Raw genomic sequence first — 26,507 nt, 5'->3', positions numbered from 1 at the left:
TGTAACGTGTTCTAGTTAGAGAGCAAGGACTGGAGGCGTCATGGCTACCGAGAATGTCGGAGTTCGCGAGATCGACACCGGCGCACTGCCGGATCGATATGCGCGGGGCTGGCACTGCCTTGGCCCGGCGAAGGACTTCCTGGACGGCAAGCCGCATTCGATCGAGGCATTCGGCACCAAGCTCGTGGTGTTCGCCGATTCCAAGGGCGAGTTGAAGATCCTCGACGGCTACTGCCGGCACATGGGTGGCGACCTGTCGCAGGGCACCATCAAGGGCGACGAGGTGGCCTGCCCGTTCCACGACTGGCGCTGGGGCGGCGACGGCAAGTGCAAGCTCGTTCCGTACGCCAAGCGGACGCCGCGGCTGGCACGCACGCGAGCCTGGCACACCGACGTGCGCGGGGGCCTGCTGTTCGTCTGGCACGACCATGAGGGCAATCCACCTCAGCCCGAGGTGCGGATCCCGGAGATCCCCGAGTTCGCCGACGACGGGTGGACGGACTGGCGGTGGAACACGATGCTCATCGAAGGCAGCAACTGCCGCGAGATCATCGACAACGTCACCGACATGGCGCACTTCTTCTACATCCACTTCGGCCTGCCGACGTACTTCAAGAACGTCTTCGAGGGCCACATCGCGTCGCAGTACCTGCACAACGTCGGCCGGCCCGACATCGGCGACATGGGCACCGCGTACGGCGAGGCCCATCTCGATTCGGAGGCTTCGTATTTCGGGCCGTCGTTCATGATCAACTGGCTGCACAACAACTACGGCGGTTTCAAGGCCGAGTCGATCCTGATCAACTGCCACTACCCCGTCACGCAGGATTCGTTCGTGCTCCAGTGGGGTGTCATCGTCGAAAAGCCCAAGGGCATGGACGATGCGACCACCGACAAGCTGGCGAAGGCGTTCACCGACGGCGTCAGCAAGGGCTTCCTGCAGGACGTCGAGATCTGGAAACACAAGACGCGCATCGACAATCCGCTGCTCGTGGAGGAAGACGGCGCCGTGTACCAGATGCGGCGCTGGTATCAGCAGTTCTATGTCGACGTCGCCGACATCACGCCGGACATGACCGATCGTTTCGAGATGGAGATCGATACGACGGCTGCCGTCGACAAGTGGAACGTCGAGGTCGAGGAAAACCTCAAGCGGCAGAAGGCAGAGCAGTCGAGCTCATGACCAAGCGCGACGAGCGGGCACAGGCGCCAGACTCAGGTCAGATTGTCGGCCCCGCCGACGTCGACAGTCTGGCCCGCTCGATGCTGCAACTACTCGGCCACGACGAGGACGAGGAGCACGTCACCAGTGGCGGGCGCAGCTCTGGAAGTTGGTCCAAGGCACCGGACTTCGCATCCGATCCGCAACGTGCGGCCGCGGTGCGGGAGGCCACTCAGCGTGATCGGGAACGCTATCTGACATCGGGTCTCGTGTCGGTGGACTGCCGGTTCTGCCATGTGGCCGTTCAGGTGAAGAAGCTCGGCCCGCAGCACACGTCGGTGCAGTGGAGCTCCGAGGCGACACAACGGTGTGCGGTGTTCAACGAAATCCGCGAGTCCGGAGGCGATCCGGCCCGCGCGCGGTCGTGCCCGCGACTGGCCGACAGCATCAAACACGCCATCGCCGAGGGCTGCCTCGAGGAAGTTTCGAGCGCCCCGTCCCCCGGCGACGGCTGACCGCGCGGCACAACAATTTGTGACATTGCAATTTATCGTTCTTGATAAATAACCGCGCCCCATGAATCACAGGCCAGTGATTACGTTTAGCCGATAGCCATACCTCGCCAGGGATCGCTGGGCGAAGCGCTAGCGAACACAGTGCGATCTCGGCGACCGCTCGTCGAGCGGTCGGCCAGGCGTGGTCGATCCGGACGGGCTGCCCTCACCGACACGATTTTCAGCCAGATCTAGCCGCCGCGATGACCGCGAACCGCGCGTACACCGAGCTTATACAGCCGCATAACAGCTGGTTATGGCATATGGCGCTGTAGGCGGCCCACTCGAATGCCATCACATCGGGGAAATCAAGATATTTCATAAGTGAACCAACCGCCCCCGGCGGCTCTCGCAAAGCCGTTCACTAGCTGCGGATACCAGCTACCTGCGGTAAATTTCCCTCAGTCACGTCACAGTGGCCCGACAGCAACCACCAAGATTTCAACTTATTTCTGTTAATTCCCCGGGGGTATGCCGGGGTTTATTCGGCGTGCGCAGGAGGAGAAATTGCGTAAAAGGGCCGTACTGACAGGGGGTGCGGGGTTCGTCGGCTCGCATCTCGCGGAGCGCCTGCTTGCAGAGAACATCGACGTCATATGTCTCGACAACTTCGTGACGGGCTCCGCCGACAACGTACTTCACCTGCTGGACCATGACGGTTTCCGGCTGATCAAGGTCGACGTCAACGACTACGTCTCGATTCCGGGACCGGTCGATTACGTATTGCACTTCGCCTCGCCCGCGTCACCAATCGACTACGCGGAACTGCCGATTCAAACGATGAAGACGGGGTCTCTCGGCACGCTGCACACGCTCGGCCTCGCCAAGGAGAAAGGTGCGCGCTATCTGCTGGCGTCGACATCCGAGGCCTACGGCGACCCGCTCGTCCATCCGCAACGCGAAGACTACTGGGGAAACGTCAACCCGGTCGGGCCGCGCGCGTGCTACGACGAGGCGAAGCGGTTCGCCGAGGCGCTGACGACGTCCTACCGGACCAAGCACGGCGTCGACACCACGATCATGCGGATCTTCAACACGTACGGCCGGCGAATGCGCCCGAACGACGGACGGGCGATACCGACGTTCATCAACCAGGCGATCGCCGGCGCGCCGATCACCGTACACGGCGACGGCAGCCAGACCCGGTCGGTTTGTCATGTCGACGATCTGGTGGAAGGCGCAGTGCGACTGCTCTTTTCGGATCTGACCGGACCGGTCAACATCGGCAATCCGCACGAGATGACGACGCTGCAGCTCGCCGAACTGATCCGCGAACTGGCCGGCTCGACGTCGCCCATCGTGTTCACCGAGCGGCCGCAGGACGACCCTTCACAGCGCCGACCCGACATCGAGCTCGCGCGCACACGACTCGGCTGGACGCCGGGGATCGACGTCAGCGACGGGCTGCGCGACACGATCGAATGGTTCCGCACCCAGTCGTCTGGTGCCGAATCCCGCTGGCCCGAGGCGCTTTCCGGGAGAACGCGGGCCCGCGTCGAGGTGCAGCGGACCAGACACAAGATCGCGGTCATCGGCACCGGCTATGTCGGCGCGGTCACCTCGGCCTGTCTGGCCTCGCTCGGCCATGTCGTGTGCGGCCTCGACAGCGACCCGACGCGGGCCGGGCAGCTCAACGACGGACAGACGCCTTTCCACGAACCCGGGCTACCGGAGTTGCTGACCGAGACCTTGGCGACCGGGCGGCTTCGATATACCGAACATCCGGCCGAGGCGCTCACCGACGCCGACTTCGTCTTCCTCTGTGTCGGGACCCCACCCGGGCCCGACGGGTCCCCTGACCTGACCCAGCTGGAAGGTGCCATCCAGTCCCTGGCCGCACATCTGCGGCCCGGCGTCATCGTCGTCAACAAGTCCACGGTGCCGGTCGGATCGGGGAACTGGGCTCGCACGATTCTCGAAGACGCGCTGGCCGGTTCGCGCCAACTCACCTTCCACGTCGTATCCAACCCCGAGTTCCTGCGGGAAGGTTCGGCCATCGAGGACTTCCTGTACCCGGACCGCATCGTGCTGGGCGGGGCACCGTCCGACGTCGCCCGAGTCGCCGAGCTCTACCAGCCGGTCCTCGAGCAGTCGTTCGAGGGCGGACGCCGCACGCGTCGGCCGGTGCTGATCAACACCGAACTCGCATCGGCCGAGATGATCAAGTACGCCGCCAACGCGTTTCTCGCGACCAAGATCAGTTTCGCGAACGAGATCGCGCAACTGTGCGAGGCGGTCGGCGCCGACGTGCGCGAAGTGCTGCCCGCCATCGGAGCGGACAGCCGGGTGGGCGCGGCGTTCTTGAGTCCCGGTGTCGGATGGGGCGGTTCGTGCTTCGGAAAGGATCTCGCCGCCCTGATCTCGACCGGCCAGGAGTACGGGTACACGCCGACGATGTTGCAGGCGACCGTGCAGATCAACAGTGCTCAGCGCGCCACCGCGGTGCGCAAGCTGCAACGCGAACTGCACGTGCTCAAGGGCCGCAGAATCGCGCTGCTCGGCTTGACGTTCAAGCCCAACACCGACGATCTGCGGGACGCCCCTGCCCTCGATATCGCACGACGCCTCGTGTCCGCCGGCGCCGTGGTATCCGCATACGACCCCGCGGTGAAGACGCTTCCCCGCGAGTACGCCGCGGTCCGAGTCGCAACCGATGTCTACGGCGCGGCGGACCGGGTGGACGCCGTCGTACTCGTCACCGAATGGCCCGAGTTCCGCCAGATCGACGCATCGGCACTTCGCCGGGTGATGCGCGGCGATCTGGTGGTGGACGGTCGAAACTTCCTGTCCGCAAGTGCCTTTGCCGGTTCGGGATTACACATCGTCGGTTTCGGCTGCTGAAGCCGATCGCAGTCCAGCCATTCGAGGGGTCACCATGACCAACAGCACAACGACCTCCATTCCACATCGCACACCGTCGACCGAGATCGCCCGCTTGCAGGCTGAGCCAGCCCCGGAGTTCGACCTGCGTCAGCGCAGCCTGCTGCGGCTCGCCGACGTTTTGGCACTGAGTGTTTCGGCAGTGCTCGGCGCCGTGCTCATCAACTTCATCAGCCCGATCCGAGCCGGCGACCTCGGCGCCCGTGAAGTCCTGCTCGCCGTGATCGCCATGATCGTGGCGCTTCACCTGCATGGTCAGTACCGCAGGCCGGCATCGGTGCTCCGGCCGAGTTCGTGGTGGCGTCCCACCATGGTCGCGCGCTGCCTGCCGACCGCGGCGCTGCTGGCACTCGGAACCGACGCGCTGATATCGCCTGACCGGAAGATGACCCTCACCGCCGCGGTCGCGATGACACTGCCTGCCGTGTTGCTCGTACCGTTCGGGCGGCGTGTGGTGGTGCGAATCCTGGACGGGCCCACCGTGACCCGAATTCTGATCGTGGGTAAAGGCCCCATCTCGGACCGGTTGACATCGCGGTTGCACCGGTGCAGGGACACCCTCATCGTCGGCACGGTCGACGACACGCCCGCACCGGACAGTTCGGTGCTCGGGCGTATCGCCGATCTGCCCGAGGTATGCGCCAGGCACCGCGTCGACCGCGTCATCATCGCCTACCCCAACGGCACCGACGCCGACGTCCAGGACGCGGTGCGCCACCTGAGCAGCCATGTTCCGGTATCGATCGTCCCGCGGTTCTTCGAACTCCTGAACTGGCGCAGCGACGTCGAGGAACTCCACGGGCTCACGCTCATGCATGTGCCGACCCCGTCGCTCGCCCAGACCGACCGGATCGTCAAACGTGCCATGGACATCGTCCTCGGTTCGTGTGCGGTCATCGCGGTGGCTCCGCTGTGGCTCATCATCGCCGCGGCGATCAAGCTCGACACCCCGGGTCCGGTGTTCTTCCGTCAAGAGCGGATCGGCCGGGGCGGAAAGCCGTTCCAGATCTACAAGTTCCGGTCGATGACCGCCGACGCCTGGGAGCGCCGCAGCGCCGTCGCCCAGTACAACAAGGTCGACGGCCCGTTGTTCAAGGCCGAGCACGATCCGCGGGTCACGCGCGTGGGCGCACTCATCCGTAAGACGAGCCTCGACGAACTGCCCCAGTTCCTCAACGTGATCCGCGGCGAGATGTCACTGGTCGGCCCACGGCCCCTGCCGACGGAGATGGCCGACGGACTCGACGGTGTCGCGCTCACCCGCCTCGGCGTATCACCGGGCATCACGGGGCTCTGGCAGGTCTGCGGACGTAGCGACCTCACGTACGCCGATTTGCAGCACCTCGACTCCGTTTACGTCAGGTCGTGGTCGCTGATGTGGGACCTACGGATCATGTTGCAGACGCCCGGCGTCGTGCTTCAGCGCAAAGGCGCCTACTAACCAACCACGACGGACCCGGGACACACATGACACAAGCAGCAACCGTCGAGAGACACCGCTCCTCACCGCAGGCCCCGGCCGGCTATCGCCCCGACGTCGAAGGGCTGCGCGCGGTCGCGGTGCTGCTCGTGATGCTCACGCACGCCGGATTACCGTGGACCGACGGCGGATTCGTCGGCGTCGACGTCTTCTTCGTGATCTCGGGATTCCTGATCACGCGCATGCTCGTCAACGAGGCGCGCACGAGCGGTCGGCTTCGGATGCGTCGGTTCTACGCCCGCCGCGCACGCAGACTGCTGCCCGCGGCCGCCGTGGTCCTGGTGGCCTCGGCAGTCCTCACATGGGCGTTCCTACCCCAGAATCGATGGGTTTCCACCGGACACGACATCATGGCCAGCGCGGTCTACGCGATCAACTGGCGCTTGGCCGCGGAGAGTGTCAACTACCTGCGCGCGGACAGCGCGCCCTCAATCGTGCAGCACTACTGGTCGCTCGCGGTCGAAGAGCAGTTCTACATTCTCTGGCCGTGTCTTATGGCCGCCGCGGTTCTGTTCGCCAGGCTCGGCAAACGCCGAAACCTCAACGGCTCGATCATGTTCGCCCTCGCGCTGGTCGGGCTGCCGTCGCTGCTCTGGTCGATCTATTACACCCAGACCAGCCCCGAGCGCGCGTACTTCGTGACCACGACCAGGATGTGGGAGCTGGCGCTGGGCGCCGTCGTCGCGATGCTCGCCGTGAACCGGCGTTTCCTTCCGCGCGGAGTCGCAGTCGCCACCGGTTGGCTGGGCCTCGCCGCGATCATTGCCGCGGGTGTGCTCTTCACCCCCGAGATCGCCTATCCGGGTTGGCACGCGCTGGTGCCCACGGTCGGTGCGGCCGCGGTCATCTGGGCAGGTCTGCATGCCGAGGCCCGGCCGAAGGGCTCGGCGGGTTGGGTGTTGGGCCAACCGGCGATGGAGTGGATCGGCCGCCTGTCGTACTCGATCTACCTGTGCCACTGGCCGGTACTCATCGTCGCGATCGCGGTGATGGGTCCCCTGTCCCCGGTCGAGGGTCTGATCGTCGTGTTCTCCTCGATCGTCCCGGCATACCTGCTGCACCACCACATCGAGAATCCCATCCGGTTCTCGAAAACCAGGCTGCAGCAATCCGTCCCGATGCTGCAGTTCGGCGCCATCACGATGGTCATCTCGCTCACCGCGGGTATCGCCCTGTGCCTTGCCAAATGGCCACCGGCCCCGCCGTTCGTGCCGCCGGCCATCTCACAACTCGCCGCCGCCGGAACAGCAGACGCCGCCGTCGACGGAGCCTCGGCGGCGAACACCGACCCGAACGCGATCCTCGGCGCGACGGCGCTCGGCGCGAAACCGCTCGGCAACGAGGCCGGAAGCCCCAAGGACACCTCGCCGAGGATCGTGCCCGCACCCGACGTCGCCGAACAGGACTTCACGAACTGCACTCAGACGCAGGAGAACAGCGAGATCATGTCCTGCACCTACGGCAAGACGGACTCGCAGACGGTCGTGGTGCTTGTCGGCGACTCGCACGCCAATCAATGGGTGCCCGCACTCTCCGAGATCGCCACCCGCCGGGGCTGGAAGCTCGTCGAGTACACGAAAGCCGCGTGTTCCTTCACCGATGCCTTGATCACCACCAACGAGGGACATCCGTATCCGTCGTGCCACCAATGGGGTACGGCGCTTCGCGAACGGCTGATCGCCGAGAAGCCGGCCCTGGTGGTCACGAGCCACATCAAGAAGCGCGTGATGCTCGGTGGCAAGGCGGAATTCGACGCTGCCAACGTCACCGCGCTGGCCGAGGGACTTCGCCGCAACTACGAGGCACTCAACAAGGCAGGCATCCCCGTCCTCGTCATCCAGGACACACCACGGCCGACGGTGAACATTCCCGAGTGCGTGCAAACCAATCCGACGAAACTCACCGAGTGCGCGGGTGACCGGTCGGTCATGGTTCCCGGCGACCTGGGTGCCGAGCAGTTCGAAGCCAAGGCGGGCCTGCCGGACGTACGGATCGTCGATCTCAACGGGGCGATCTGCCCGACGGAGAAGTGCGCGGCGGTGATCGGCAATGTTCTGGTGTACCGCGACGCCAGCCACCTGACCGGGACATACGTCAGAACGCTCGGCCCGCGCCTGGAAGCAGAACTGGGACCCGCACTGCGATGAGCCGGCACGCGCAGGCAAGTCCGACCGACGACGGCATGCTCGCGGTCGGCCGGGCGCTGCTGTACCCCGGTCTCGCGCTGACCTCTCTGCTCATCCTGCGCGGGCCGATGGCATTGCCGTACGGCGACATGTTGATGGCAGGCGCGGGATTCTGCGCCTTGCTGTCGATGAACCGGCCGGCCCGGTCGCTTCCCGTGGCGTTGTACATCGCCGCTCCGCTGCTCGTGGTGGGAACGCTGATCTCGTCGGCCGTGAGCATTGATCCGGTCGGCAGCGTCAGCATCGCCGTCCGGCTCATCTATCTCGTGGTGCTCGTCCCATGGATCCTGGTGAACCTGCTGACCGAGCGCAGACACGTGGTCACCGCGTTGGCGTGGTTCATGTCCGGCGCCGCATTGTGCGCTGTCGGCGCTGTCGCACAGCTGATCTGGGGTGACGTCATCCCCGGCGGCGCCATCACCGTCGACGGCCGGTTCACCGGCATGACGACGCATCAGAACGACCTCGCGGGCATCTCCTGCATGGCGGCCGCCGCGATGCTTGCGGCAGTGGGTGCGACGATCCCCCGCGGCGTACGTATTGGCGCGCTGGCGATATTGTCGGCCAGCCTGGTGGGCCTGGTCCTCAGCGGCAGCGTCAGCGGTCTGTTGGGGCTGGCCGCCGCGGTCGCCTACCTGCTCATCAGGGGTACGGTCCGCGTCGGCAGGGCATTGGGCATCACCGCTGCCGGTGCACTGCTGTTGGCGATTCTGCTGCCCCAGCTGGACAGCATCGGTGCCCTCAATCCGATCGAGCGTTTGACCCGAACCACCGGATTCAGCGCCTCACAGTCCGAATACGACACCGCAGGAACGAGACTCGAGCTGATGCGGCTGGCTGTCGACGCGATCGGAGATTCGCCGTTCGTCGGCCGCGGCATGCTGATCGCCGACAACGTCCTGATGAAGCGGTTCACCGTACACAACAACTTTCTCGGCACCTGGACCGCGGGCGGTGTGCTGGTGTTCCTCGGCGTGGTCATCGCGACAGCCATCGCATTGCGGTTCTGTCTGAGCGGGCGATCCCGGCGCGATCCGCTGCACAACGCGATCGCCACCTCGGTCATCGCGGCGCTGGTCTTCGCCCAGACCGCTCCTGGGTTCTACAACCGCTACTACTGGATCCCGGTCGCCTTCGCTATCTATCTCGTGGTCGACTTGCGTTACACCCGTTCGGCTTCCGTACCAAGCCCAGCGTCGACGGAAACATTCGGGGTGGCGCGATGCTGAAGGCACTCGGCCAAGTCGGTGGTGCCCGGATGCTTGCCACCGCCGCACAGGCCATCACCATGTTGATCATGGCGCGCGGACTCGGGCCATCGTCGTTCGCCCAATTCGCCGCGGTACTCGGCACACTCATGGCGTTGATCATGATCGCCGACGGTGGCGCCACCTACGCCGTCGGGCGTCATCACGAATCTGTGCAGACCGTGGCCGAGGTGTTCCGGGCCAACCGCCTTCTCACCTACGGTGTGCTGGCGATCTCGCTGCCGGTGCTGGCGGGGCTGGCCGGGGCTACGCAATCAACCGTCCTTGCGGCGTGCATTCCGCTGTGTTTCTGGGCTCCGCTCGAACGGCAGCTCGAGGTGATCAGCGCCTACCTCATCGCACGGGGCCGCCAGCAGATGGTCGGATTCGGATACTTCGTGCGACGGATGCCCACGTTGGCCGTGGTCCTGGTCGTCCCGGCGAATACCGCTCTGGTGTGGGCGTTCTCGTTGTCGATGTTGGTCGCTGCCATAGCGGCGCGGTTGATGTTCGCGCGGCATCTGGCCGGTTCGGGGCTCGCGTTGCCGGGTCGAGCACTGCCCGACCGCGCTACCTGGGCGATGCTGGCGCCGTTCTGGGCTGCGCTAGCGGGTCAAGGTATCCGGCAGGCAGACGTTGCCGTACTGACCATTTCGGCCGGCACGCCGGTCGCCGGCATCTTCGCCCCCGCGAGCCGACTCACGCCGGCGTTGATGTTGGTGCCGTGGACATACACCCAGCTTCTGCTACCGAGACTGGCCACGACCAAGGAACGGCTGCCGCTGGTGACCATCCTGGTCGTCGGCGCGCTGTCGGGCGCGTTCTTCGTGCCGTTGGCGATCACCGCACCCTGGTGGATAGCGCTGCTCCTGGGAGAGGCATACGCACCGAGCACCGCGGTCGTCCGGATCATCGTCGTAAGCCTTGTTTTCGCGGCCGTGGCCTCGGCGATCGCGAGTGGTCTCAACGCCGTCGACCAGGCGTCGCTCGTGGCGGCGATCGTCTGGACGAGTTCGATCGTCACCCTCGCCCTCATCGCGACCTTCGGACCACTGTTCGGCGCCGTCGGCGCGGCCTGGTCCGTCGCATTCGGATATGTCCTCCAATGCTCGCTGATGGGCGCGGCGTACCGGTTCAAAGTCAAGCCCGCTTCTGTCGTCAACGTCTGAGAGGTCCACCATGGTTGCCGAGGCGGTATCAACAAGCCGGCGCAGTCCCACGACACGGCACCCTTGGCCGCGGCGACATGCATTGGTCGTGCCCCAGCTCGCGATGCCCTCCTACCGCCAGGAGTTCGTCCGCGCTCTCGCCGAATCCGGTGAAGACGTCCTGTTCCTGGTCGGCGACAGGCAATTCGGGGACGGGGTGGTCACCGACGTCGACTCGCCGATAGTTCGCAAGACGGGTCGCAATATCTACCTGATGGGCCGCAAGCTGGTGTGGCAACCGGGTTGCCTCATGCTCGGATTCCTCGCCAGGAACCTGGTCATCGAACTCAATCCGCGCAACCTCACGTCCTGGCTGCTGTTGATCAGTCGCCTCCTGACCTTCCGGCAGGCCTCGGCATGGGGTCATGCGCACTCACGGCGCGGATCGAAGCCCGAGTTCAACCGCCCACGCCGGTTCATGCAGGGGCTGTGCTCCGAATTGATCACCTATACCGAAACCGAAGCCGCCGAACTGAAGACGTGTTTTCCCGACAAACCGGTCATCCCGGCCCGCAATTCGCTCTATTCGTCGGCGCAGTTGTCGGCATACGACGTTCGCGACGTCGCTCGATGCACCGATCTGATCATGATCGGTCGGCTCGTCGCCGACAAGAAGCCGTTGCTCGGCCTGGCGGCGTTCGAGCAGGCGCTTCCTCACCTGCCCGATCAGACCTCGCTGCACGTGGTCGGAGCCGGACCACAGGAAGACGACGTGCGCGCCTACATCGGCGCCGCCGAGTTGACGGACCGGGTGCGGCTCCACGGTTGGGTGAGCGACCTCGCCGTGCTGGCCCCGATCTTCCAGCGGTGCCGGGCATTGTTGTCCCCCGGCTACGTCGGCCTGAACGTCACGCAGGCACTGGGGTTCGGCCTCCCCGTCATCTACCCGCGGGATGATCCGCATGCGCCGGAGATCGAGGCCCTCAACCCGACGAACAGCATCGTGTTCGACACCGACGACGTCGACCAGTGCAGTCGCGCGATCGTCGCCGTCTACCAGGGCGACTGGCCGTTCGATTCGCGCCGTATGGCCGACGAGATCCGGTCGCAGTACTCGACGGAGCGAATGATCCAGCCATTCGTGGCGTTGGCGAGGCGCAGTTGACGACGACGGGTGAGAGGCGAATAACACATTGGCTCACACCGCTTCGCGCTGCCGTACGCAAGGTCCGCCTGTTGCGGCTTCAGGTCATGAGCGGTGGGAAAGTGCATGTCGGCCATCGGTTCTCGGTCGGACCCAACGCCAGGATTCTCAGCCCCAACTTCTTCCGCGCCGGCAATGACGTCAGGATCGGCAGCGATCTGTTGTGTGAGGTCGATCTGACGATCGGGGACGGAGTGCTGATATCGAGCCGAGTGTGCTTCATCGGCAACGATCACGTCATCCCGCCGGCCGGGCAACCGATCTACCCGGGCGGCGGGATGCCGGAGACACACATTCGGCTGGCCGGCGACAACCTGATCGGCAATGGAGCCATCATCCTGGGCTCCGTCGAGATCGGCCACGGGGCCGTGGTCGGCGCCGGGAGCCTGGTGCTACACGATGTCGCACCTGACACCATCGTCGCCGGTCGGCCGGCCCGGGTGATCCGGACCCGGTGATGCGCCTGCCGACGGCGATCGCCGCAATCGTTGCAGTTGTGTCGATTTCGGCCTCGACCGCATGTGGCGGCAACTCATCGGCAACACCGGTTGCCACGTCCTGTCCCATCTCGGTCACGACCGCCGCAGGCACGTGCCCGGTCTCGCTGGACTCCGAGGTGGTATTTACCGGTGACTATGACACCGGCGATCTCACTCAGTGGGCCACGCTGCAGACTCGCGGATGGAACAATTTTCCGGGCAAGTACTGCGGCTACAACGCCTGTGTGCGCGACGGCGGGTCCGGCCACGCCACGGCCGCGCGGTTCGAGATCCGCGACGGAGACGTTCCGCCGTTCGGCGGCGGAATCCGTTCGGAGGTGCGCACGGCAGGCGATCCGGCAGGCGGCGCATCGGTCCGCGAAGGCGACGAACGATGGTATGAGCTGTCGGTCAAGTTCGACGCGGACTTCCGCAACCCGAGAACCGGCGCGCACGACTGGTTCGTCATCATGCAGTGGCTTCCGGCCGACGATTCGATACCGGCACTGACGCTGCAGGTTTCGTTGGACGGCGAGCTCGAGCTGGGGGGCGATGCGCGCTCGGTTCAGTTCCGGCGGCCGATCGGTGATATCGCGCGCGGCATGTGGGTCGACTATGTCCTGCACGTCAAGTTCTCGGTGGATCCCCACGTCGGATTCGTCGAGGTATGGCGCAACGGACGGCTGAGCGTGCCCATGCACCACCGCCCGACGCTGGGTATGGCGGAGTCCAGCTATCTGAAACAAGGTGCGTATCGAAGCCCTGATTCAGTTGGCACACAGGTGCTCTGGCACGACGGCCTGCGCGTGGTCGCGCCCCGACCTCGCCCGTAGTTCGGTCACGACGGACTCGGCCGCCGTCACCGCGGTGACAAGCTTCCCCGAGAACAAGGTCATGACGGTCGGGGCCACCCAGTTGACGATCGTGGGTCGGGCGTCGGTCGCGTCCACGTCGGCGAGCACGGTGCGCACACTCCAGAGCGATCCGAAGTACTCGGCGTTGTCCAGCCCGTTGACGTATCGCCTTGCGGTTTTGATCATGGCTTCGAATGCGGTGAGTTCCGTTTGTTCACCCGCTGGATTGGACAGCAGTGCCCGGTACTGCTCAGGTGGTTCGAACGTCTCCGACACGAACCGGTGATGCACACTGTGCTCGACGTCGTAGAGGATGTGGAGACCTTCACGCCGACCGTATGGCGACAACGAGTTGAACGGGCCGTCCATGACGACGATGTCGGTGTCACCGAGCTCGGCGCCCTTCATGATCGCGACTTCGCAGACTTCGAATTGTCTGCGCGGCGGTGCGACACCCCACTGCCGCATGAGGGCGTTGGATTTGGCGTTCCCGCACAGCACCACGTAGTCGTAGTCGTCGACGACACTCGGTCCCGCTTCGGTTTCCAGGAAGAGTTCGACCCCCGCGGCCGCGATGTGGCGTTGGCCGATCGCGCGCAGATCCACGGGGTCCATCCGCCATTCCAGTGCTTCGATGACGAGCTCCACCGATTCGGTCTTCAACAGCGGCGAGGACACCACATCGACGTCGAGAGCCGCCTGACGGCAATGCTCGAGAAACTGCTGGGCGGTCACCCGGCTGCCGAACTTGCTGATCGCGTAGAGGTGCTGCTTCGAACGAATCACCGCCTCCCCGTACTCCCTTACGAAGGATTCGACGCTCTGCTTGGTCTCGCGAGCGGTGTCGAGGCTCCGTGGATAGTGATAACCACGGTGCAGCCGGAACACGTTGTTGCCGGTGGCGCCGACCATGATCGACCGTTGGGACTCGAAAAGCCCCACCTGCCAACCGTCGCGGGCCAGATGTACTGCCGCGGTGACGCCGAAGACCCCGGCGCCGATCACTGCGACTCGTCCGTTCGGTGGTGCGGTAAGTGTCACGTCTCACTCCTGTTTTTCCGTCAGCGCACGGTTGATCAGTTCGGTCACGCTCGTCGAGAGCGCGGCGTCGGCCCGCGTCGCCGACCGGTCTGCCCGATGTGCGAGAAACCACTTGACCTCGCGCACAAGCGGTTCCTTCGGCGAGTAGTCGATGGCGAGGTCGGGCTTGCTCGTCTCCGTGGCCGAATCCCACATGGCGAGGTGATTTCCGCGCCACTCCCAGACATCGCCGCGCTTGGTCACCACACGAACTCTCTTGTCCTTGGGACCCGAGCCGCCACCGTCCTGTTCGATCTGGACGATGCGGTTGTCGTCGAGCGCCCATCGGCACTGCACGCGGCCGCCGGTCACCTCGAGCCGGATCCGCGCCGGGGTTCGTCCGGTCAGCCCGATCGCGATGGCCAGATCGTGCGGCAGCAACTCCCACTCGGTGGGGCCACGTAGTCCGGGCCGGTTCCAGGTGAACGTCAATTGTTCGATTTCATTGGCCGCGACGGCATCTCGCAGACACGCGTACGCGCCGTGGTAGAGGTAGGTGAAGCCGGTGAAGAGGGCCACGCCCTCGGCATCGGCGACCGACGTCAACCGCGCGCAATCCGCGGGTTCCGTCGCCATGGGTTTCTCGACGAACACGTCGCGGTGTGCCCGCAACGCCAGCTCGGCGAGATCGGCGTGCGTGTCTCGCGGCGTCGCGACCACCACGATGGGTGCGGCGACCGAATCCAACAGCTCGGACGGATCGCTGCTGACCATGGCTCCGGGAAACCTGGCCGCAAGCCAGTTACGCGTCTCGGGGTTCGCGCGCACCAAGAATCCGCGCGGGTCGCCTCCGCACGCGACGAAGGCCTCGATGACGTTGCGCCCCCACGCGCCCGCACCGAAGAACAGACATTCCGGCCCGTGCCCTCGCATCTGCGCCCTCGTCCGGTTCACTACGGCGACTTCACGGCAAGGTGATTCGTTTTTGCATGACCGGCACCAAGGTCCGCACGTAGGTCCCCGTCAAATGGCTGTTGTCCCGATAGATCAGGACGTTGCCGATCACGGGGGCGCAGCGTTCGGTCGGGCAGATCGCATCGTTGAAATCGACGAGGCGGACGTTGGGCAGGCCGTTGGCGGCTCGGGTCTGTTCCGCGTTGTGGTCGGCGGGCAGCATCGCCGCCCGATCGGCCGAGCATTCCGTCAATTTCGTCGGGTGCTGCTCAACGCAGTCCGCGATGTCCTCCTGTGGTTCCGGGCTGTCCTGGATCACCAGGACCGGTATGCCCGCGTCCGCGAGCGCCTGGTAGTAGCGCCGCAGCCCGTCCGAGAGCACGTCCTTGCCGACCGGGTCGTATCTGAGTTGGCCGTTGACGAAGACACCTTTCGACAGCTGTGTCGTGATGACCATGGTCGGGCGTTCTGTGGTCAGCAGCCGGTCGAGTACCGCGGCGCTCCATTCGTTGCACGACGGGTATGCCTTCTGGTCTTTCGTGGCCACCAGCACATCGGAGAACGAACACGCCGCCTTGGTGTATTCGACGAGCGCCCACCCGTTGGCTTCCGCCACTTTCGAGAGGCCGGGAATCCATTGGTTGGCATGCGAATCGCCGACGACGGCGACGACGGTGTCGGAGTCCTGTTTCCCGTAGGCGCACGTCCGCACCTCGCTGCTCTCGATGACCTGCGTGCACTGGATGTAATCCTCGCCTGCGACGGTGGGGTCCGGCACGATCTGGTTGGACGTGTCCTTCGGCGCCCCGTTGGGATCTCCGAGCGGCGGGTCACCGAGTATCCCCGCGCCCAGAATCGAGTTCGGGTTCGAGCGCGGGTCGGGTTTGGCGACACCACCGGAGGAACCGCCATCGGCAGTGCCGTCGTCGATGGCCAGCGTCGCGATCGTCGGCGCCACGAACGGCGGCGGCGGCGGCCAGTTGGCCATGTACAACGTCATTCCCGACAGCAGCGATACGCAGGTCGCGACCGCGGCCGCCTTCAGCATGTGCGCTGAATCCCGGAACATCGTGCGGGAGTACCGGATCGGGTTCTCGATGTAGCGGTGGAGCAGGTAGGCGGGGATCGCCGAAAGTGTCACCACGACAAGGCCTTCGACCGGCGAGAGCTCATGCCCGAGGGCAACCGCGGTCAGTGTCAACACCGGCCAGTGACACAGGTAGAGCGAATACGACATGCGCCCGATCACCTGCATCGGCGCCGTGCCGAGCAATGCGACCGGGCCCGCCCGTCCCGCGGTGAACCCGGCGGTGATCATCGCGCACGTCGCCAGGCACGGAATCAGCGCGAGATAACTCGGATAGGCGTCGGACGGGGTCAACACCCTGGCGGCCACGAATATCGCGATCAGCCCGGCCCAGCCGGTCACGATGGCCAGCCACCGCGGCAGTTTCCGATCGGTGAACGTCAGCATGGCCAGCGCCCCGCCGAGCGCGAACTCCCAGGCGCGCGTCGTGGTGACGAAGTACGCGGGCCCCGGCTGGACCGCCGAGTAGTACACCGACCACGCGAACGACGGAATTCCGATGAGCGCGAACGCGATCAGCAGCGGCGGTCCCAAACTGCGCCTGCCCTGTTGGAACGACCGCATCGCGACGTAGGCGAGCAGGCACGGCCAGACCAGATAGAACTGCTCTTCGAGCGAGAGTGACCAGAAATGCTCGTAGATACTCTGCGTCGTGCTCTGGTTGAAATAGTCGGTGCTCTGCGCGGCCAGCCACCAGTTCATGCTGTAGAGCGCCGTGAAGATGATGTCGAAGGCCGTGCTCATCCACTCGCTGCGCGGCAGCACGAACAGTGCGATGAACGCGGTCACGATGATCACCACGGTCGGTGCGGGCAAGAGCCGCTTGGCCCGCCGGCCGTAGAAGCGGCGCAACCGCAGCCGCCCAGTGGTCCGGAGCTCCTCGACCAGCAGCTGGGTGATCAAGAAGCCCGAGATGACGAAAAACACGTCGAGCGAGACGAATCCGCCGGGCAGGATGTTGAAGCCGGCATGCCAGACCATGATCATCAGGATCGACAGCGCACGCATGCCCTCGATGTCCTTGCGGTGCCCGCCGACGTGCGCGCTGACCGTGCCTGCCTTGCCGACAGGCTTCGACTTGGCTTTGACGGCCTTGGTTTCCGCTGCTGGGATGGCGGTATCAGTCAACGGTATGCCCCCATCTCAGTGCCCAACGCGGGTTGTCGCGACGTTCGTCCGGAACCACTCGTAGGCATCACGGATGCCGTCGGACAACGCGACCCGGGGCGCCCAGCCCAAGGCGCTGATCCGCGAAACATCCAGCAGCTTCTGGTATGTCCCGTCGGGGCGCTGGGTGTCCCACACGATCTCTCCGGAGAAACCGACCACCTGCGCCACGTGGTGCGCGAGCTCGCGGACCGTCAGATCCTGCCCGGTTCCGACATTGATGATGTCCGGCCCGTCGTAGCAATCGAGGAGTTGGACGACCGCCCTGCCGAGATCATCGGCATGCAGAAACTCACGCCGCGGCCGCCCGGATCCCCAGAGGACGACGGTGTCCTCGTTGTGCTGTACGGCGTTGTGGAAGCGATAGATCATCCCCGGCAGTACATGCGAGTTCTCGGGGTCGAAATTGTCGCCGGGACCGTACAGGTTGGTCGGCATCGCCGCGATCCAGTTGAGGCCATACTCGCGGCGCACCGCCCGAAGATGCGTGATGCCCGCGATTTTCGCGACGGCGTACGCGTCGTTGGTCGGCTCGAGGGCGCCACTGAGCAGGGCGGATTCCTGGATGGGTTGCGGCGCGTGCTTGGGATAGATGCACGAGGACCCCAGGAAGACCAGGCGTCTGACCTTGACGTCTCTCGCGGCGTCCATGACGTTGACCTGGATGCGCACGTTGTCGGACAGGAACTCCGCCGGATAGGCGTTGTTGGCGACGATGCCACCGACTTTGGCGGCAGCCAGGACGATGACGTCGGGCATCACCGAGCCGATGTAGCCGAACGTGGCGTCCCGGTCCCGAAGGTCGAGTTCGTCGGAGCCCACGCCGACGATGTCGGTGAACCCGGCGGCCTCCAAGGCGCGCTTGATGGCCGACCCGGCCAGGCCGCGGTGACCGGCGACGTAGATTCGCGACCCCCTGTCGACCGGTTGCACGTCAGCCACGACTGCGGACCTCGGCGAGCGCGAGCTCGTAGTCAGCGTCCACCATCAATTCCACCAACTCCGGCGTCAACACTTTTGCTTTCCAACCCAGCAGCTCACGCGCCTTGGATGGTTCCCCGATCAAACAATCCACTTCCGCGGGGCGGACATAGCGAGCATCGAACTTGACGTATTCATGCCAATCCAGGCCGGCATACGAAAACGCCATTTCGACGAAGTCACGCACGCTGTAGGCGCTCCCCGTCGCCACGACGTAGTCATCGGGTTCATCTGCCTGCAACATGAGCCACATCGCCTCGACATATTCTTTCGCGTATCCCCAGTCGCGAACTGCATCGAGGTTGCCAAGGTAGAGGGAGGTATCCAGGCCCGCCTTGATTCGAGCAACCGCTCGGGTGATCTTTCTCGTCACAAAGGTCTCGCCACGGCGCGGCGACTCGTGGTTGAACAGGATGCCGTTGACAGCAAACATTCCGTATGACTCGCGATAGTTGCGGGTAATCCAGTAGGCATACACCTTGGACACCCCGTACGGACTGCGCGGCCAGAACGGCGTCTGCTCGCTCTGCGGTGGCGACGACGCGCCGAACATCTCCGAACTCGAGGCTTGGTAGAACCGGCAGTCCAACCCGATCATCCGGATCGCCTCGAGGATGCGGGTCGTCCCGAGCGCCGAGGTGTCACCGGTGTACTCCGGTTCGTCGAAACTCACCCGCACGTGAGTCTGTGCTCCCAGGTGATAGACCTCTGCCGGCCGGATCTGTTGCAACAGCGTCACCAGTCGCGAACCGTCGGTCAGATCGCCGTAGTGCAGGAAGAACCGAGTGCCCTCGACGTGTGGATCCGTATAGATGTGGTCCAGCCGCCCGGTGTTGAACGTGGACGCCCGTCGGATCAGACCGTGCACTTCGTAACCCTTGGCGAGTAGGAACTCGGCTAGGTACGAGCCGTCCTGCCCGGTGATCCCAGTGATGAATGCTTTCTTTGCTTGAATCACGGGCCTCCCCTTTTCGCAACCTTCTCAGCGGGAGAATAAACGCCTTCGGACCGCACCGCACCCCAATCGCCGGGAACCGGACATCGGGTATTTGATTACCGAAACAGCTAACCGTGAAGCACCATCGTGTAGTTCAGTTTTCGTTCGGTATTGTTCGCTCAAAATGCTCCAGCACAGGTTATGCTGCTGCAGAATCACTGCGGGAAACACGCTGCGGGATCCAGTTCCGCGAGTAAGTGAGGGCCAAGTGGATCTTCGGGCATATCTAGCGATACTGCGTAAGCACCTCGGTGTCATCGTCAGTGCGGTCGTACTGTCGGTGGCGGCCGCGTCCGGCCTGATCTTGTTGACGGAGCCGACATATAAAGCCGATGCACAGATATTCGTTTCCACACAGATAAGTTCTGGCAATCTCAATCAAGAACTATTCCAGGGAAGCAACTTCTCGACCGACCGCGTCAAGTCCTACTCCCGGCTCGTCACCAGCCCGACTGTGCTCGATCCGGTCATCGAGGAACTGAGCCTGCCGGTGTCGGCAGCCGAACTCGCAACGAGGGTCAGCGCCGAAGTACCGCTCGAAACCGTGCTGATCGATATCTCTGCGACCGCGGATTCTCCCGAAACCGCTGCCGCCCTGGCCAATTCGGTCAGCAACAGCCTCACCAAAGTCATCGGAGAACTCGAATCCTCCGAAACCCGCGGATCGTCACCGGTGAAGGCGACCGTCGTCACCCCCGCCGTGGCGCCGACTTCACCGTCCTGGCCGAGCATTCCGCTCAACTTGGGCGTCGGACTGCTGGCGGGCCTGTTCATCGGCGTTGGCCTGGCGGTGTTGTTGGAGAAGCTCAACACGTCGGTCAAGGACGCCGACGACATCGCCACGTTGTGCGACGTACCGGTGCTGGCGGCAGTCGCCCACGACAGCAGTCGCGGGGCCGCCACCATCGTCCCCGCCGGGGATCACGGAGCGCGCGGCGAGGCGTTCCGGCAATTGCGGACCAACCTCCAGTTCGCCGCTGTCGACCAGATACCCAGGGTCATCGTCGTCACCAGTGCCGTCGCGGGTGAGGGAAAGAGTTCTGTCGCAGGAAATCTGGCGGCCGCACTGGCCCGGGTGGGGACGCGGGTCTGTCTTCTCGACGGCGATCTGCGCCGCCCCTCGGTGGCCAAGTACTTCCATCTCAAGGATGGTCTCGGACTCAGCGAAGCACTGGTGGGTCAGGCAGGCGTCGACGACATACTGCAACCGGTCCAGCCGGGGCTGACCGCGCTGACCAGCGGTACGGTTCCACCCAACCCGGCCGAACTGCTGAGCTCGCAGCGCTTTCCGACGTTACTCGCCGACCTCAGGGAGCGGTTCGACATCATCGTGGTCGACGCTCCGCCCATCCTGCCCGCCGCGGACGCCGCGGTGCTCGCCGCGCATGCCGACGCGGTGCTGCTCGTCGTCCACGCCGGCAAGACCACACAGAACCAGTTCGACCGCGCACTCGGAAGTCTCGGGCAGGTACACGCCCGCGTCCTGGGCGTGGTGTTGAACATGGTGCCAGCGCGGGCACTCGGCAAGAGCCGGTATTGGTACGCCCCCGGTAGCTACACCGCGCCTGCGAAGAACGGCGCACCGGTGAGTACACCCAAGACGGTTTCCCACAACGGTTCTCACGCTCTGGCCGCAGAGCCGATCGTGAACGGCAAGCAGCCGGTTCGGGTGGCGGGCGGCCCGAGCACCAACAACCATCACACGCGCCCGAACAACCGGCACGAAGACTGACCGCCGTGAGCCCATCCGGATTGCACATCCTGATACTTGGCCTGTACTACCAACCCGAACCGACCGGCATCGCACCATATACCTCGGGGCTGGCCCGCGGACTCGTCGAACGCGGACACCATGTGCGCGCGGTCACCGGCTACCCGCACTACCCGCAGTGGCGCATCACTCCCGGCTATCGCGGTCTACGCAGGCACGAGAACATCGACGGGGTCGACGTCACCCGGGTTCGCCATCCGGTTCCGCGCAGTTCGACCGGCATCGGCCGGATCGCCATGGAGGCTGCCTACGCCGCACATGCGTCGACCATCCGCAGCGGCCGGCCGGACTTCGTGCTCGCCGTCAGCCCGGCATTGCTGAGTGTCGCAACGGCACTGACATGGCGCAGGCCCGGCCGAACCGCGGTGGGCGTCATCTGTCAGGACATGTACTGCAAGGCAATTGACGAGACCGGAGCGTTCGGCGGGCGCATCTCGACGGCGGTGGCCGATCTGGAAAGGCGCTTGTTGTCCCGCGTCGACGGCGTGTCGGTCATCCACGACACCTTTGCGGCCGCCGTCACCGCCCTCGGCGTCGATCCCGCCAAGGTGACGGTGATCCGCAACTGGTCCCACATCACGCAAGGCACCGGCGAACGAGCCGCGACACGACATCGGCTGTCCTGGCGAGACGACGAGGTCATCGCCCTGCACGCCGGAAACATGGGTGAGAAGCAGGGTTTGGAGAACGTCGTCGAGGCCGCCCGGATCGCCCAGACCGCGCACCTGCCGATACGTTTCGTCATGCTCGGTGACGGTGCTCGACGGTCTGCACTGGAACACCTTGCGGCCGATGTGAGCACGGTGCAGTTTCTGGATCCGCTCCCGGACGGTGAGTTCGAAAATGCCTTGGCCGCAGCGGATGTACTGATCCTCAACGAGAAGCCGGGCGTGGCCGAGATGAGTGTGCCGAGCAAGCTCACCTCCTACTTCGCGGCCGGTCGTCCGGTCGTCGCAGCCATCGACCCACGGAGTGCGTCGACCCGTGAGATGCACTCGGCTGCCGCGGGAGTGTGTGTGGCGTCCGGCGATCCGCAGTTGCTCGTGGAGGCGGCACTGCGCACCGGACACGACGCGGCGGGTGCGATCGAGATGGGGGCGAAGGGACGGCAGTACGCGCACCGAGTGCTCTCCGAGTCCGCGGCGATCGATGCATACGAGGATTGGATTCTCGAGCTGACCGATTCGGTCACCGTCCGGAGCCGCTAGCCCGCCGGGGTGTCCAGACCACGCAGTCGGCTGAAGACAAACCAGATGTAGCCGGTTGGGTCTGTCGGCGCGGTGCTCTTGCCGGAATTACCTCCGGATCCGGGCCATCCGTGTCCTTTTCCTTTGACGATGTCGCGGATGATGACGCGGCCGGCCGGGCATTTCCACATCGCTACCTCGGCTCCCGCGGAGTCTTGCACCTCGGGCTGGGGTGGGCAGGAGGCGGCGGCGAGAAACGGGGCGAGGGCTTCGTCGAGTGATGGATAGCTGAGGTTGTTGCCCGGCCCGCCGACGCTGAGGCCACCACCGGGTGGTACCACCTCGTCATCCGATCCGTGTACCGCGACAACCGAAATCGGCGGCGGGTCGGGGCACGGCACCGTGAGCGCGCCCGACACCACGGCGATACCGGCGAGATCGTCCGGCTTCGAACATGCCCACGCGTATGCCAGCATTCCGCCGTTCGACGCTCCCACCGCGTAGACGCCCCGTGGATCGACATCTTCCTCGGCGATCAGCTTCTCTCTGAGCTCGTGGAGAAAGCCCACGTCGTCAACCTCGGGCGTATCCGAACGGCGGCAACAGAATCCGGCGTTCCACCGTTTGTCCAAGGCGTCCGGGTAGGCGACGACAAATCCGTCGCGCTCGGCAAGAGCGTCCCATCCCAGCGACTTTCGCACATCGGCGGCCGCGCCGTTGGCTCCGTGCATCACCACGACGAGGGGTGCCCCGGGCCGGGCCGTCGTGGGGTGGTAGATGATGGCCGTGCGTTCGCCGTCGGCTCCGCGAACGGTTGCCGTACGTTCTGTCGGATCGGGGCCGCGGCAGCCGGCAGACGTGGCGGCGATGAGCAGGATGAGAAGCGCCACCAGCGCTCGGGATGTTCGTCGGCCCTGGCGGGTGGGCAGCGCCGATTGCGTCGTCTCCACTAGGCAGGAGCCTCCGTCCGGTTGAGCGGTGATGTTTGCTCGGAAGCTAGCTAGATTCTTACATACCCGACGCGTGCGCGTCGTCGTGAACGCCGCGAATGATGCCCGAGATCTCGTCGATGTCGGCGGCGCTCAGACCGGTGTGCACCGGTAGGCAAATTCCTTGCGAATACAACTTTTCAGCGTTCGGAAGCGGCCCGTCGGCGTACTGCTTGAGCGCCGGCTGCATGTGCAGCGGATAGAAGAAGCCACGGGTCTGGATCCCGGCCGCCTCGAGTGCGGTCACCACGGCGTCGCGATGTTCGCTGAGAAGCGCGAACCGGAACGGGAGGTGATCGGAACCGGGTTGAATCCGCATCTGCCTGATGCCCTCGACACCGCGCAGATTCTCCACATATCGGGCATGGTTGCGTCGTTTGGCGGCGGCGATGTCGGGCAACTTGCGAAGCTGGGACAGCCCGACGGCACACTGCAGATCGGTCACCCGGAAATTCATGCCGAGTGCGTCGTGCTTGAAGGTACCGCTGTTGAGCCGTCCCTGATTCCGGAGGAGGCGAAGACGTTCGTAGAGTTCGGAGTTGCCGGTCAGCACCACTCCGCCTTCCCCGGTGGTGATGGTCTTGTCCGCGAAGAACGAGATGGCTCCGACGTCACCCCAGGTGCCCGCCGCGCGCCCGTTGAAGTTCACCCCGTACGCCTGCGCCGCGTCTTCGATCACCTTGATCCCGTGCTGCTCAGCCACATCCTGTATGTCGTCCAGAGCCGCGGTGTGACCGTAGACGTGCACCGGCATCACCGCCACGGTTCGATCGGTGATCTGCTCCGCGAGTGCATCGACGGTGAGATTGAAGGTCTCGGGGTCGACGTCGGCGAAGACCGGGCGGAGCCCCGCGAACACCGCGGCCGACGCCGACGCGTAGAACGTGAACGCCGGAATGATGATCTCGCCGTCTCGCGGCAGATCGAGCGCCAGCAACGCGAGGAACAGCGCGAGGGTACCGTTGGGCGCGAGCACGGCGTGCGGCGCACCGGTTTCCTGTTTGATCGCCTCGAGAAACGAGGCAGCACACGGACCTTCGGTGAGCCAGTTACGTTTGATTACGTCTGTGACACCAGTCAACTCGTCATCGTCGATGAAGGGTTGCACCTGGGTGATTCGCCACTCCACTCGCTCCCCCTTACCAGGCAGAACGCCCGCACCGCTGCTACCCGGTTTTCTGGACGTTACCTGAAAAAACGCTGGGTGCCAGGGGAAGTGACCGTAAAGCGGTCAGAGACCGGCGAACCGCTCCTTCACCGCCTCGGCGGTCAAGCCGTAGTCGGCGAGTGAGTACGTGTGTTTCGGCGCGCGTGGGCCCTTCTTGCTGGCGGCGTTCACGGCTTCGACAGCTGCACGCGCCCCGTCGGTATAGGGCAACCCGAAGTGCCGGTACACGTTCTCGACGGTGCCCACCGGATCGGCGATGAACTCCGAGTAGTCGACATCGAGGAACTGCGCCGGATCACGCTTGGCACGTTCAGTATTGAACAGTTCCAATCCGCGCGACCAGGTGTCGAGCGCATCCGCACCGATCTGGGCGCCCACGAAGCTGTTCGACCAGCCGGCGGTGGTGTGCTGGGACAGTGAGCACATCGACGCCATGATCGTCTCGGCCGGTCGGTGGCATTGGATCACCAGGGCATCGGGATAGGTCGCGAACACCGCGTCGAGCGCGAACAGGTGGCTGGGGTTTTTCAGGATCCACCGTTTGCCGGGGTCGTTGAGCCCGATCAGCTGCAGGTTGCGACGGTGACGCTGATACGGCTTGGTCCAGTCCTGCTGGGCCAGCCAACGGGCGTAGGTGGGCAGATGCGCCAGAGTTTCATAGGAGACCGAGTGCAGGGATTGGCGTAGCAGCTGCCAGCATTCCTCGACCTCGTCGGCGGTCATGAAGTGCAGGCCGGTGTAGTCGGGGTTCTCGTCGTGGTGCCGCGAGAACTGGGCATCGAGCTGTTGATACACCGGATTCGAGGACCAGGTCTCCCGGGGTGGGCGCGGTTGCGGGAACTCGGCCAGCCACATCTCCAGGCCCTGGTGCTGCGGATCGGCGGTCAGCAGTCGATGCAGCACGGTCGTTCCGGTGCGGGGCAAACCCGTTACGAAGATCGGCTTTTCGATCGTGACGTCGGCATGCTGCGGATACTGCTTCCACGCCGCCTCGGACACCAACCGTGCCACCAGCGCGTTACGCACGAAGAACCGCTGCATCTTGCTGCCGAGTTCGGTGAGGTCGGCGTCGCGCTGATACGACTCGAGCAGCACGCCGAGCGCCTCACGGTAGTTGTCGTCGTCGGTACCGAAATCGTCGAGACCGCAGGCTTTCGTCGCCGAGGCGTGGAGGTCCTCGACGGTGCCCACATCAGTTCGCGCTGTACTCATGCTTTGTACTCCCCGCAGTTGACGTCGAGCGCCTGGCCGGTGATGCCACTCGCCAGATCGCTGGCCATGAACAGGATGGCCGATGCCACCTCGTCCTCGGTCGGGAGCCGCTTGAGGTCCGACGCGGCAGCGGTCGCCTTGTAGATCTCCTCGACCGTGGTGCCGTACTTGCCGGCCTGATGGTTGAAGTAGCTTTCCAACGTGCCGCCCCAGATATAGCCGGGGAGAACGGAATTAACCCGGATGCCCTGCTCACCCAACTCGGTCGCCAGCGACTGCGACATGGCCAGCAGAGCCGACTTCGCCATCTTGTACGCACCGTACTTGGCCTGCGAGTGTCGCACGACCATCGAATTCACGTTCACCACCGCGCCGTTGGCCTCGGCGAGCGCCGGGGTGAAACCCTGGATCAGGCGCAGCGCACCGAAGACCGTCAACTCGATCGCGTCACGCATGTGGTCGAACGTGGTGTTGGCCAACGGTTTCATGGACGGCACCCGAAAGGCGTTGTTGATCAACACATCCACCTTGCCGTACGCCTTGAGCGACTCCTCGACGAGGTTGCCGACCTGAGCCTCGTCGGTGATGTCGGTGCCCACCGTGATCGCGCGACGGCCGAGATCGGTCACCTGCTTCGCGACTTCTTCGAGGCGTTCGACAGTGCGTGCGGCCAGGACCAGATCCGCGCCCGCCTCGGCACACCGGCGCGCGAGCGTGGTGCCGAGGGCCGGCCCGACGCCGCTGATCACCACAACTTTGCCCTGGAGCATTCCGGTCATG

Annotated in this window: 21 protein-coding genes; 12 read left to right on the top strand and 9 right to left on the bottom strand. The window is 64.8% G+C overall.

The features are described from left to right. Positions 1 to 40: 40 nt before the first annotated feature. The 10 genes from ACOI2T_RS04225 to ACOI2T_RS04180 all read left to right on the top strand — a co-directional run bounded on the left by ACOI2T_RS04225 (position 41) and on the right by ACOI2T_RS04180 (position 13,173). A complete protein-coding gene (locus tag ACOI2T_RS04225) occupies positions 41 to 1,183 on the top strand; it encodes a 3-ketosteroid-9-alpha-monooxygenase, oxygenase component (RefSeq protein ID WP_409503944.1) in 1,143 nt (380 codons plus the stop codon). Continuing rightward, positions 1,180 to 1,677, top strand: a complete 498-nt coding sequence (locus ACOI2T_RS04220) for a hypothetical protein (RefSeq protein WP_409503945.1) — start codon at positions 1,180 to 1,182, stop codon at positions 1,675 to 1,677. The genes ACOI2T_RS04225 and ACOI2T_RS04220 overlap by 4 nt, the downstream gene beginning before the upstream one ends. A 546-nt stretch (positions 1,678 to 2,223) precedes the next feature. Further along, entirely contained in the window at positions 2,224 to 4,557 is a 2,334-nt protein-coding gene (locus tag ACOI2T_RS04215) for a UDP-glucuronate decarboxylase (RefSeq protein WP_409503946.1), read from the top strand. Between the two features lie 34 nt (positions 4,558 to 4,591). Then, on the top strand, positions 4,592 to 6,037 hold the full coding sequence (locus ACOI2T_RS04210) for a sugar transferase (RefSeq protein WP_409503947.1): 1,446 nt from the start codon (positions 4,592 to 4,594) through the stop codon (positions 6,035 to 6,037). Between the two features lie 26 nt (positions 6,038 to 6,063). Further along, positions 6,064 to 8,223: an acyltransferase family protein gene (locus ACOI2T_RS04205; protein ID WP_409503948.1), complete on the top strand. Its 2,160-nt coding sequence runs from the start codon at positions 6,064 to 6,066 to the stop codon at positions 8,221 to 8,223. Further along, positions 8,220 to 9,491 carry an O-antigen ligase family protein gene (locus ACOI2T_RS04200; RefSeq protein ID WP_409503949.1) on the top strand — a complete coding sequence of 424 codons (1,272 nt, stop codon included), beginning with the start codon at positions 8,220 to 8,222 and terminating at the stop codon, positions 9,489 to 9,491. Before ACOI2T_RS04205 ends, ACOI2T_RS04200 begins: the two co-directional genes overlap by 4 nt. Next, entirely contained in the window at positions 9,485 to 10,678 is a 1,194-nt protein-coding gene (locus ACOI2T_RS04195; protein ID WP_409503950.1) for a lipopolysaccharide biosynthesis protein, read from the top strand. The genes ACOI2T_RS04200 and ACOI2T_RS04195 overlap by 7 nt, the downstream gene beginning before the upstream one ends. An 88-nt stretch (positions 10,679 to 10,766) precedes the next feature. Further along, the gene (locus tag ACOI2T_RS04190) at positions 10,767 to 11,822 is read left to right on the top strand and encodes a glycosyltransferase (RefSeq protein ID WP_409503951.1); all 1,056 of its coding nucleotides are present in this window, start codon (positions 10,767 to 10,769) and stop codon (positions 11,820 to 11,822) included. Between the two features lie 86 nt (positions 11,823 to 11,908). After that, the gene (locus tag ACOI2T_RS04185; RefSeq protein WP_409503952.1) at positions 11,909 to 12,319 is read left to right on the top strand and encodes an acyltransferase; all 411 of its coding nucleotides are present in this window, start codon (positions 11,909 to 11,911) and stop codon (positions 12,317 to 12,319) included. Beyond that, positions 12,319 to 13,173 (top strand): polysaccharide lyase family 20 protein, encoded by an 855-nt coding sequence (locus tag ACOI2T_RS04180; protein ID WP_409503953.1) that lies wholly within the window; start codon positions 12,319 to 12,321, stop codon positions 13,171 to 13,173. Before ACOI2T_RS04185 ends, ACOI2T_RS04180 begins: the two co-directional genes overlap by 1 nt. Here the strand turns inward: ACOI2T_RS04180 and ACOI2T_RS04175 are convergent. From ACOI2T_RS04175 to gmd, 5 genes are read right to left on the bottom strand one after another with little or no spacing between them, the layout of a single operon-like run. Further along, complete coding sequence (locus ACOI2T_RS04175) at positions 13,108 to 14,235, bottom strand: FAD-dependent oxidoreductase (protein ID WP_409503954.1); 1,128 nt, start codon at positions 14,233 to 14,235, stop codon at positions 13,108 to 13,110. The genes ACOI2T_RS04180 and ACOI2T_RS04175 overlap by 66 nt on opposite strands. A gap of 3 nt (positions 14,236 to 14,238) precedes the next feature. After that, a complete protein-coding gene (locus tag ACOI2T_RS04170) occupies positions 14,239 to 15,168 on the bottom strand; it encodes a Gfo/Idh/MocA family protein (RefSeq protein ID WP_409503955.1) in 930 nt (309 codons plus the stop codon). A 10-nt stretch (positions 15,169 to 15,178) separates the two neighbouring features. Further along, positions 15,179 to 17,383, bottom strand: a complete 2,205-nt coding sequence (locus tag ACOI2T_RS04165; protein ID WP_409503956.1) for an acyltransferase family protein — start codon at positions 17,381 to 17,383, stop codon at positions 15,179 to 15,181. Between the two features lie 15 nt (positions 17,384 to 17,398). Continuing rightward, on the bottom strand, positions 17,399 to 18,364 hold the full coding sequence (locus tag ACOI2T_RS04160) for a GDP-L-fucose synthase family protein (protein ID WP_409503957.1): 966 nt from the start codon (positions 18,362 to 18,364) through the stop codon (positions 17,399 to 17,401). Continuing rightward, entirely contained in the window at positions 18,357 to 19,361 is a 1,005-nt protein-coding gene (gmd, locus tag ACOI2T_RS04155) for a GDP-mannose 4,6-dehydratase (protein ID WP_409503958.1), read from the bottom strand. Before gmd ends, ACOI2T_RS04160 begins: the two co-directional genes overlap by 8 nt. A 247-nt stretch (positions 19,362 to 19,608) precedes the next feature. Here gmd and ACOI2T_RS04150 point away from each other — a divergent pair, with 247 nt between their 5' ends. Then, on the top strand, positions 19,609 to 21,132 hold the full coding sequence (locus ACOI2T_RS04150; RefSeq protein ID WP_409503959.1) for a tyrosine-protein kinase domain-containing protein: 1,524 nt from the start codon (positions 19,609 to 19,611) through the stop codon (positions 21,130 to 21,132). Between the two features lie 5 nt (positions 21,133 to 21,137). Next, the gene (locus tag ACOI2T_RS04145) at positions 21,138 to 22,379 is read left to right on the top strand and encodes a glycosyltransferase (protein WP_409503960.1); all 1,242 of its coding nucleotides are present in this window, start codon (positions 21,138 to 21,140) and stop codon (positions 22,377 to 22,379) included. On the opposite strand, the gene ACOI2T_RS04140 is transcribed toward ACOI2T_RS04145, so the two are convergent. The 4 genes from ACOI2T_RS04140 to ACOI2T_RS04125 all read right to left on the bottom strand — a co-directional run bounded on the left by ACOI2T_RS04140 (position 22,376) and on the right by ACOI2T_RS04125 (position 26,506). After that, the gene (locus tag ACOI2T_RS04140; RefSeq protein WP_409503961.1) at positions 22,376 to 23,308 is read right to left on the bottom strand and encodes a CE1 family esterase; all 933 of its coding nucleotides are present in this window, start codon (positions 23,306 to 23,308) and stop codon (positions 22,376 to 22,378) included. The genes ACOI2T_RS04145 and ACOI2T_RS04140 overlap by 4 nt on opposite strands. 58 nt (positions 23,309 to 23,366) lie before the next feature. Further along, positions 23,367 to 24,476, bottom strand: a complete 1,110-nt coding sequence (locus ACOI2T_RS04135; RefSeq protein WP_409503962.1) for a DegT/DnrJ/EryC1/StrS family aminotransferase — start codon at positions 24,474 to 24,476, stop codon at positions 23,367 to 23,369. A gap of 102 nt (positions 24,477 to 24,578) precedes the next feature. Continuing rightward, positions 24,579 to 25,727, bottom strand: coding sequence for a sulfotransferase family protein (locus tag ACOI2T_RS04130; protein ID WP_409503963.1), 1,149 nt, complete (start codon positions 25,725 to 25,727; stop codon positions 24,579 to 24,581). Then, a complete protein-coding gene (locus ACOI2T_RS04125) occupies positions 25,724 to 26,506 on the bottom strand; it encodes an SDR family oxidoreductase (protein ID WP_067846867.1) in 783 nt (260 codons plus the stop codon). Before ACOI2T_RS04125 ends, ACOI2T_RS04130 begins: the two co-directional genes overlap by 4 nt. Between the last annotated feature and the right edge of the window lies 1 nt (position 26,507).

This window comes from Mycolicibacterium wolinskyi str. Jessa 2025, from assembly GCF_049241375.1.
Taxonomy (GTDB): Bacteria; Actinomycetota; Actinomycetes; order Mycobacteriales; family Mycobacteriaceae; genus Mycobacterium; species Mycobacterium wolinskyi.
The sequence above is the reverse complement of the archived record's forward strand: the minus strand, read 5'-3'. Positions and strand labels throughout refer to the sequence as shown.

What these genes read in the sequence shown, in the direction of transcription:
- ACOI2T_RS04210 (WP_409503947.1), top strand. Translation starts at nt 4,592, where the DNA reads ATGACCAACAGCACAACGACCTCCATTCCACATCGCACACCGTCGACC.
- ACOI2T_RS04130 (WP_409503963.1), bottom strand. Translation starts at nt 25,727, where the DNA reads ATGAGTACAGCGCGAACTGATGTGGGCACCGTCGAGGACCTCCACGCC.
- ACOI2T_RS04125 (WP_067846867.1), bottom strand. Translation starts at nt 26,506, where the DNA reads ATGACCGGAATGCTCCAGGGCAAAGTTGTGGTGATCAGCGGCGTCGGG.
- ACOI2T_RS04195 (WP_409503950.1), top strand. Translation starts at nt 9,485, where the DNA reads ATGCTGAAGGCACTCGGCCAAGTCGGTGGTGCCCGGATGCTTGCCACC.
- ACOI2T_RS04200 (WP_409503949.1), top strand. Translation starts at nt 8,220, where the DNA reads ATGAGCCGGCACGCGCAGGCAAGTCCGACCGACGACGGCATGCTCGCG.
- ACOI2T_RS04220 (WP_409503945.1), top strand. Translation starts at nt 1,180, where the DNA reads ATGACCAAGCGCGACGAGCGGGCACAGGCGCCAGACTCAGGTCAGATT.
- ACOI2T_RS04225 (WP_409503944.1), top strand. Translation starts at nt 41, where the DNA reads ATGGCTACCGAGAATGTCGGAGTTCGCGAGATCGACACCGGCGCACTG.
- ACOI2T_RS04180 (WP_409503953.1), top strand. Translation starts at nt 12,319, where the DNA reads ATGCGCCTGCCGACGGCGATCGCCGCAATCGTTGCAGTTGTGTCGATT.
- ACOI2T_RS04205 (WP_409503948.1), top strand. Translation starts at nt 6,064, where the DNA reads ATGACACAAGCAGCAACCGTCGAGAGACACCGCTCCTCACCGCAGGCC.
- ACOI2T_RS04185 (WP_409503952.1), top strand. Translation starts at nt 11,909, where the DNA reads ATGAGCGGTGGGAAAGTGCATGTCGGCCATCGGTTCTCGGTCGGACCC.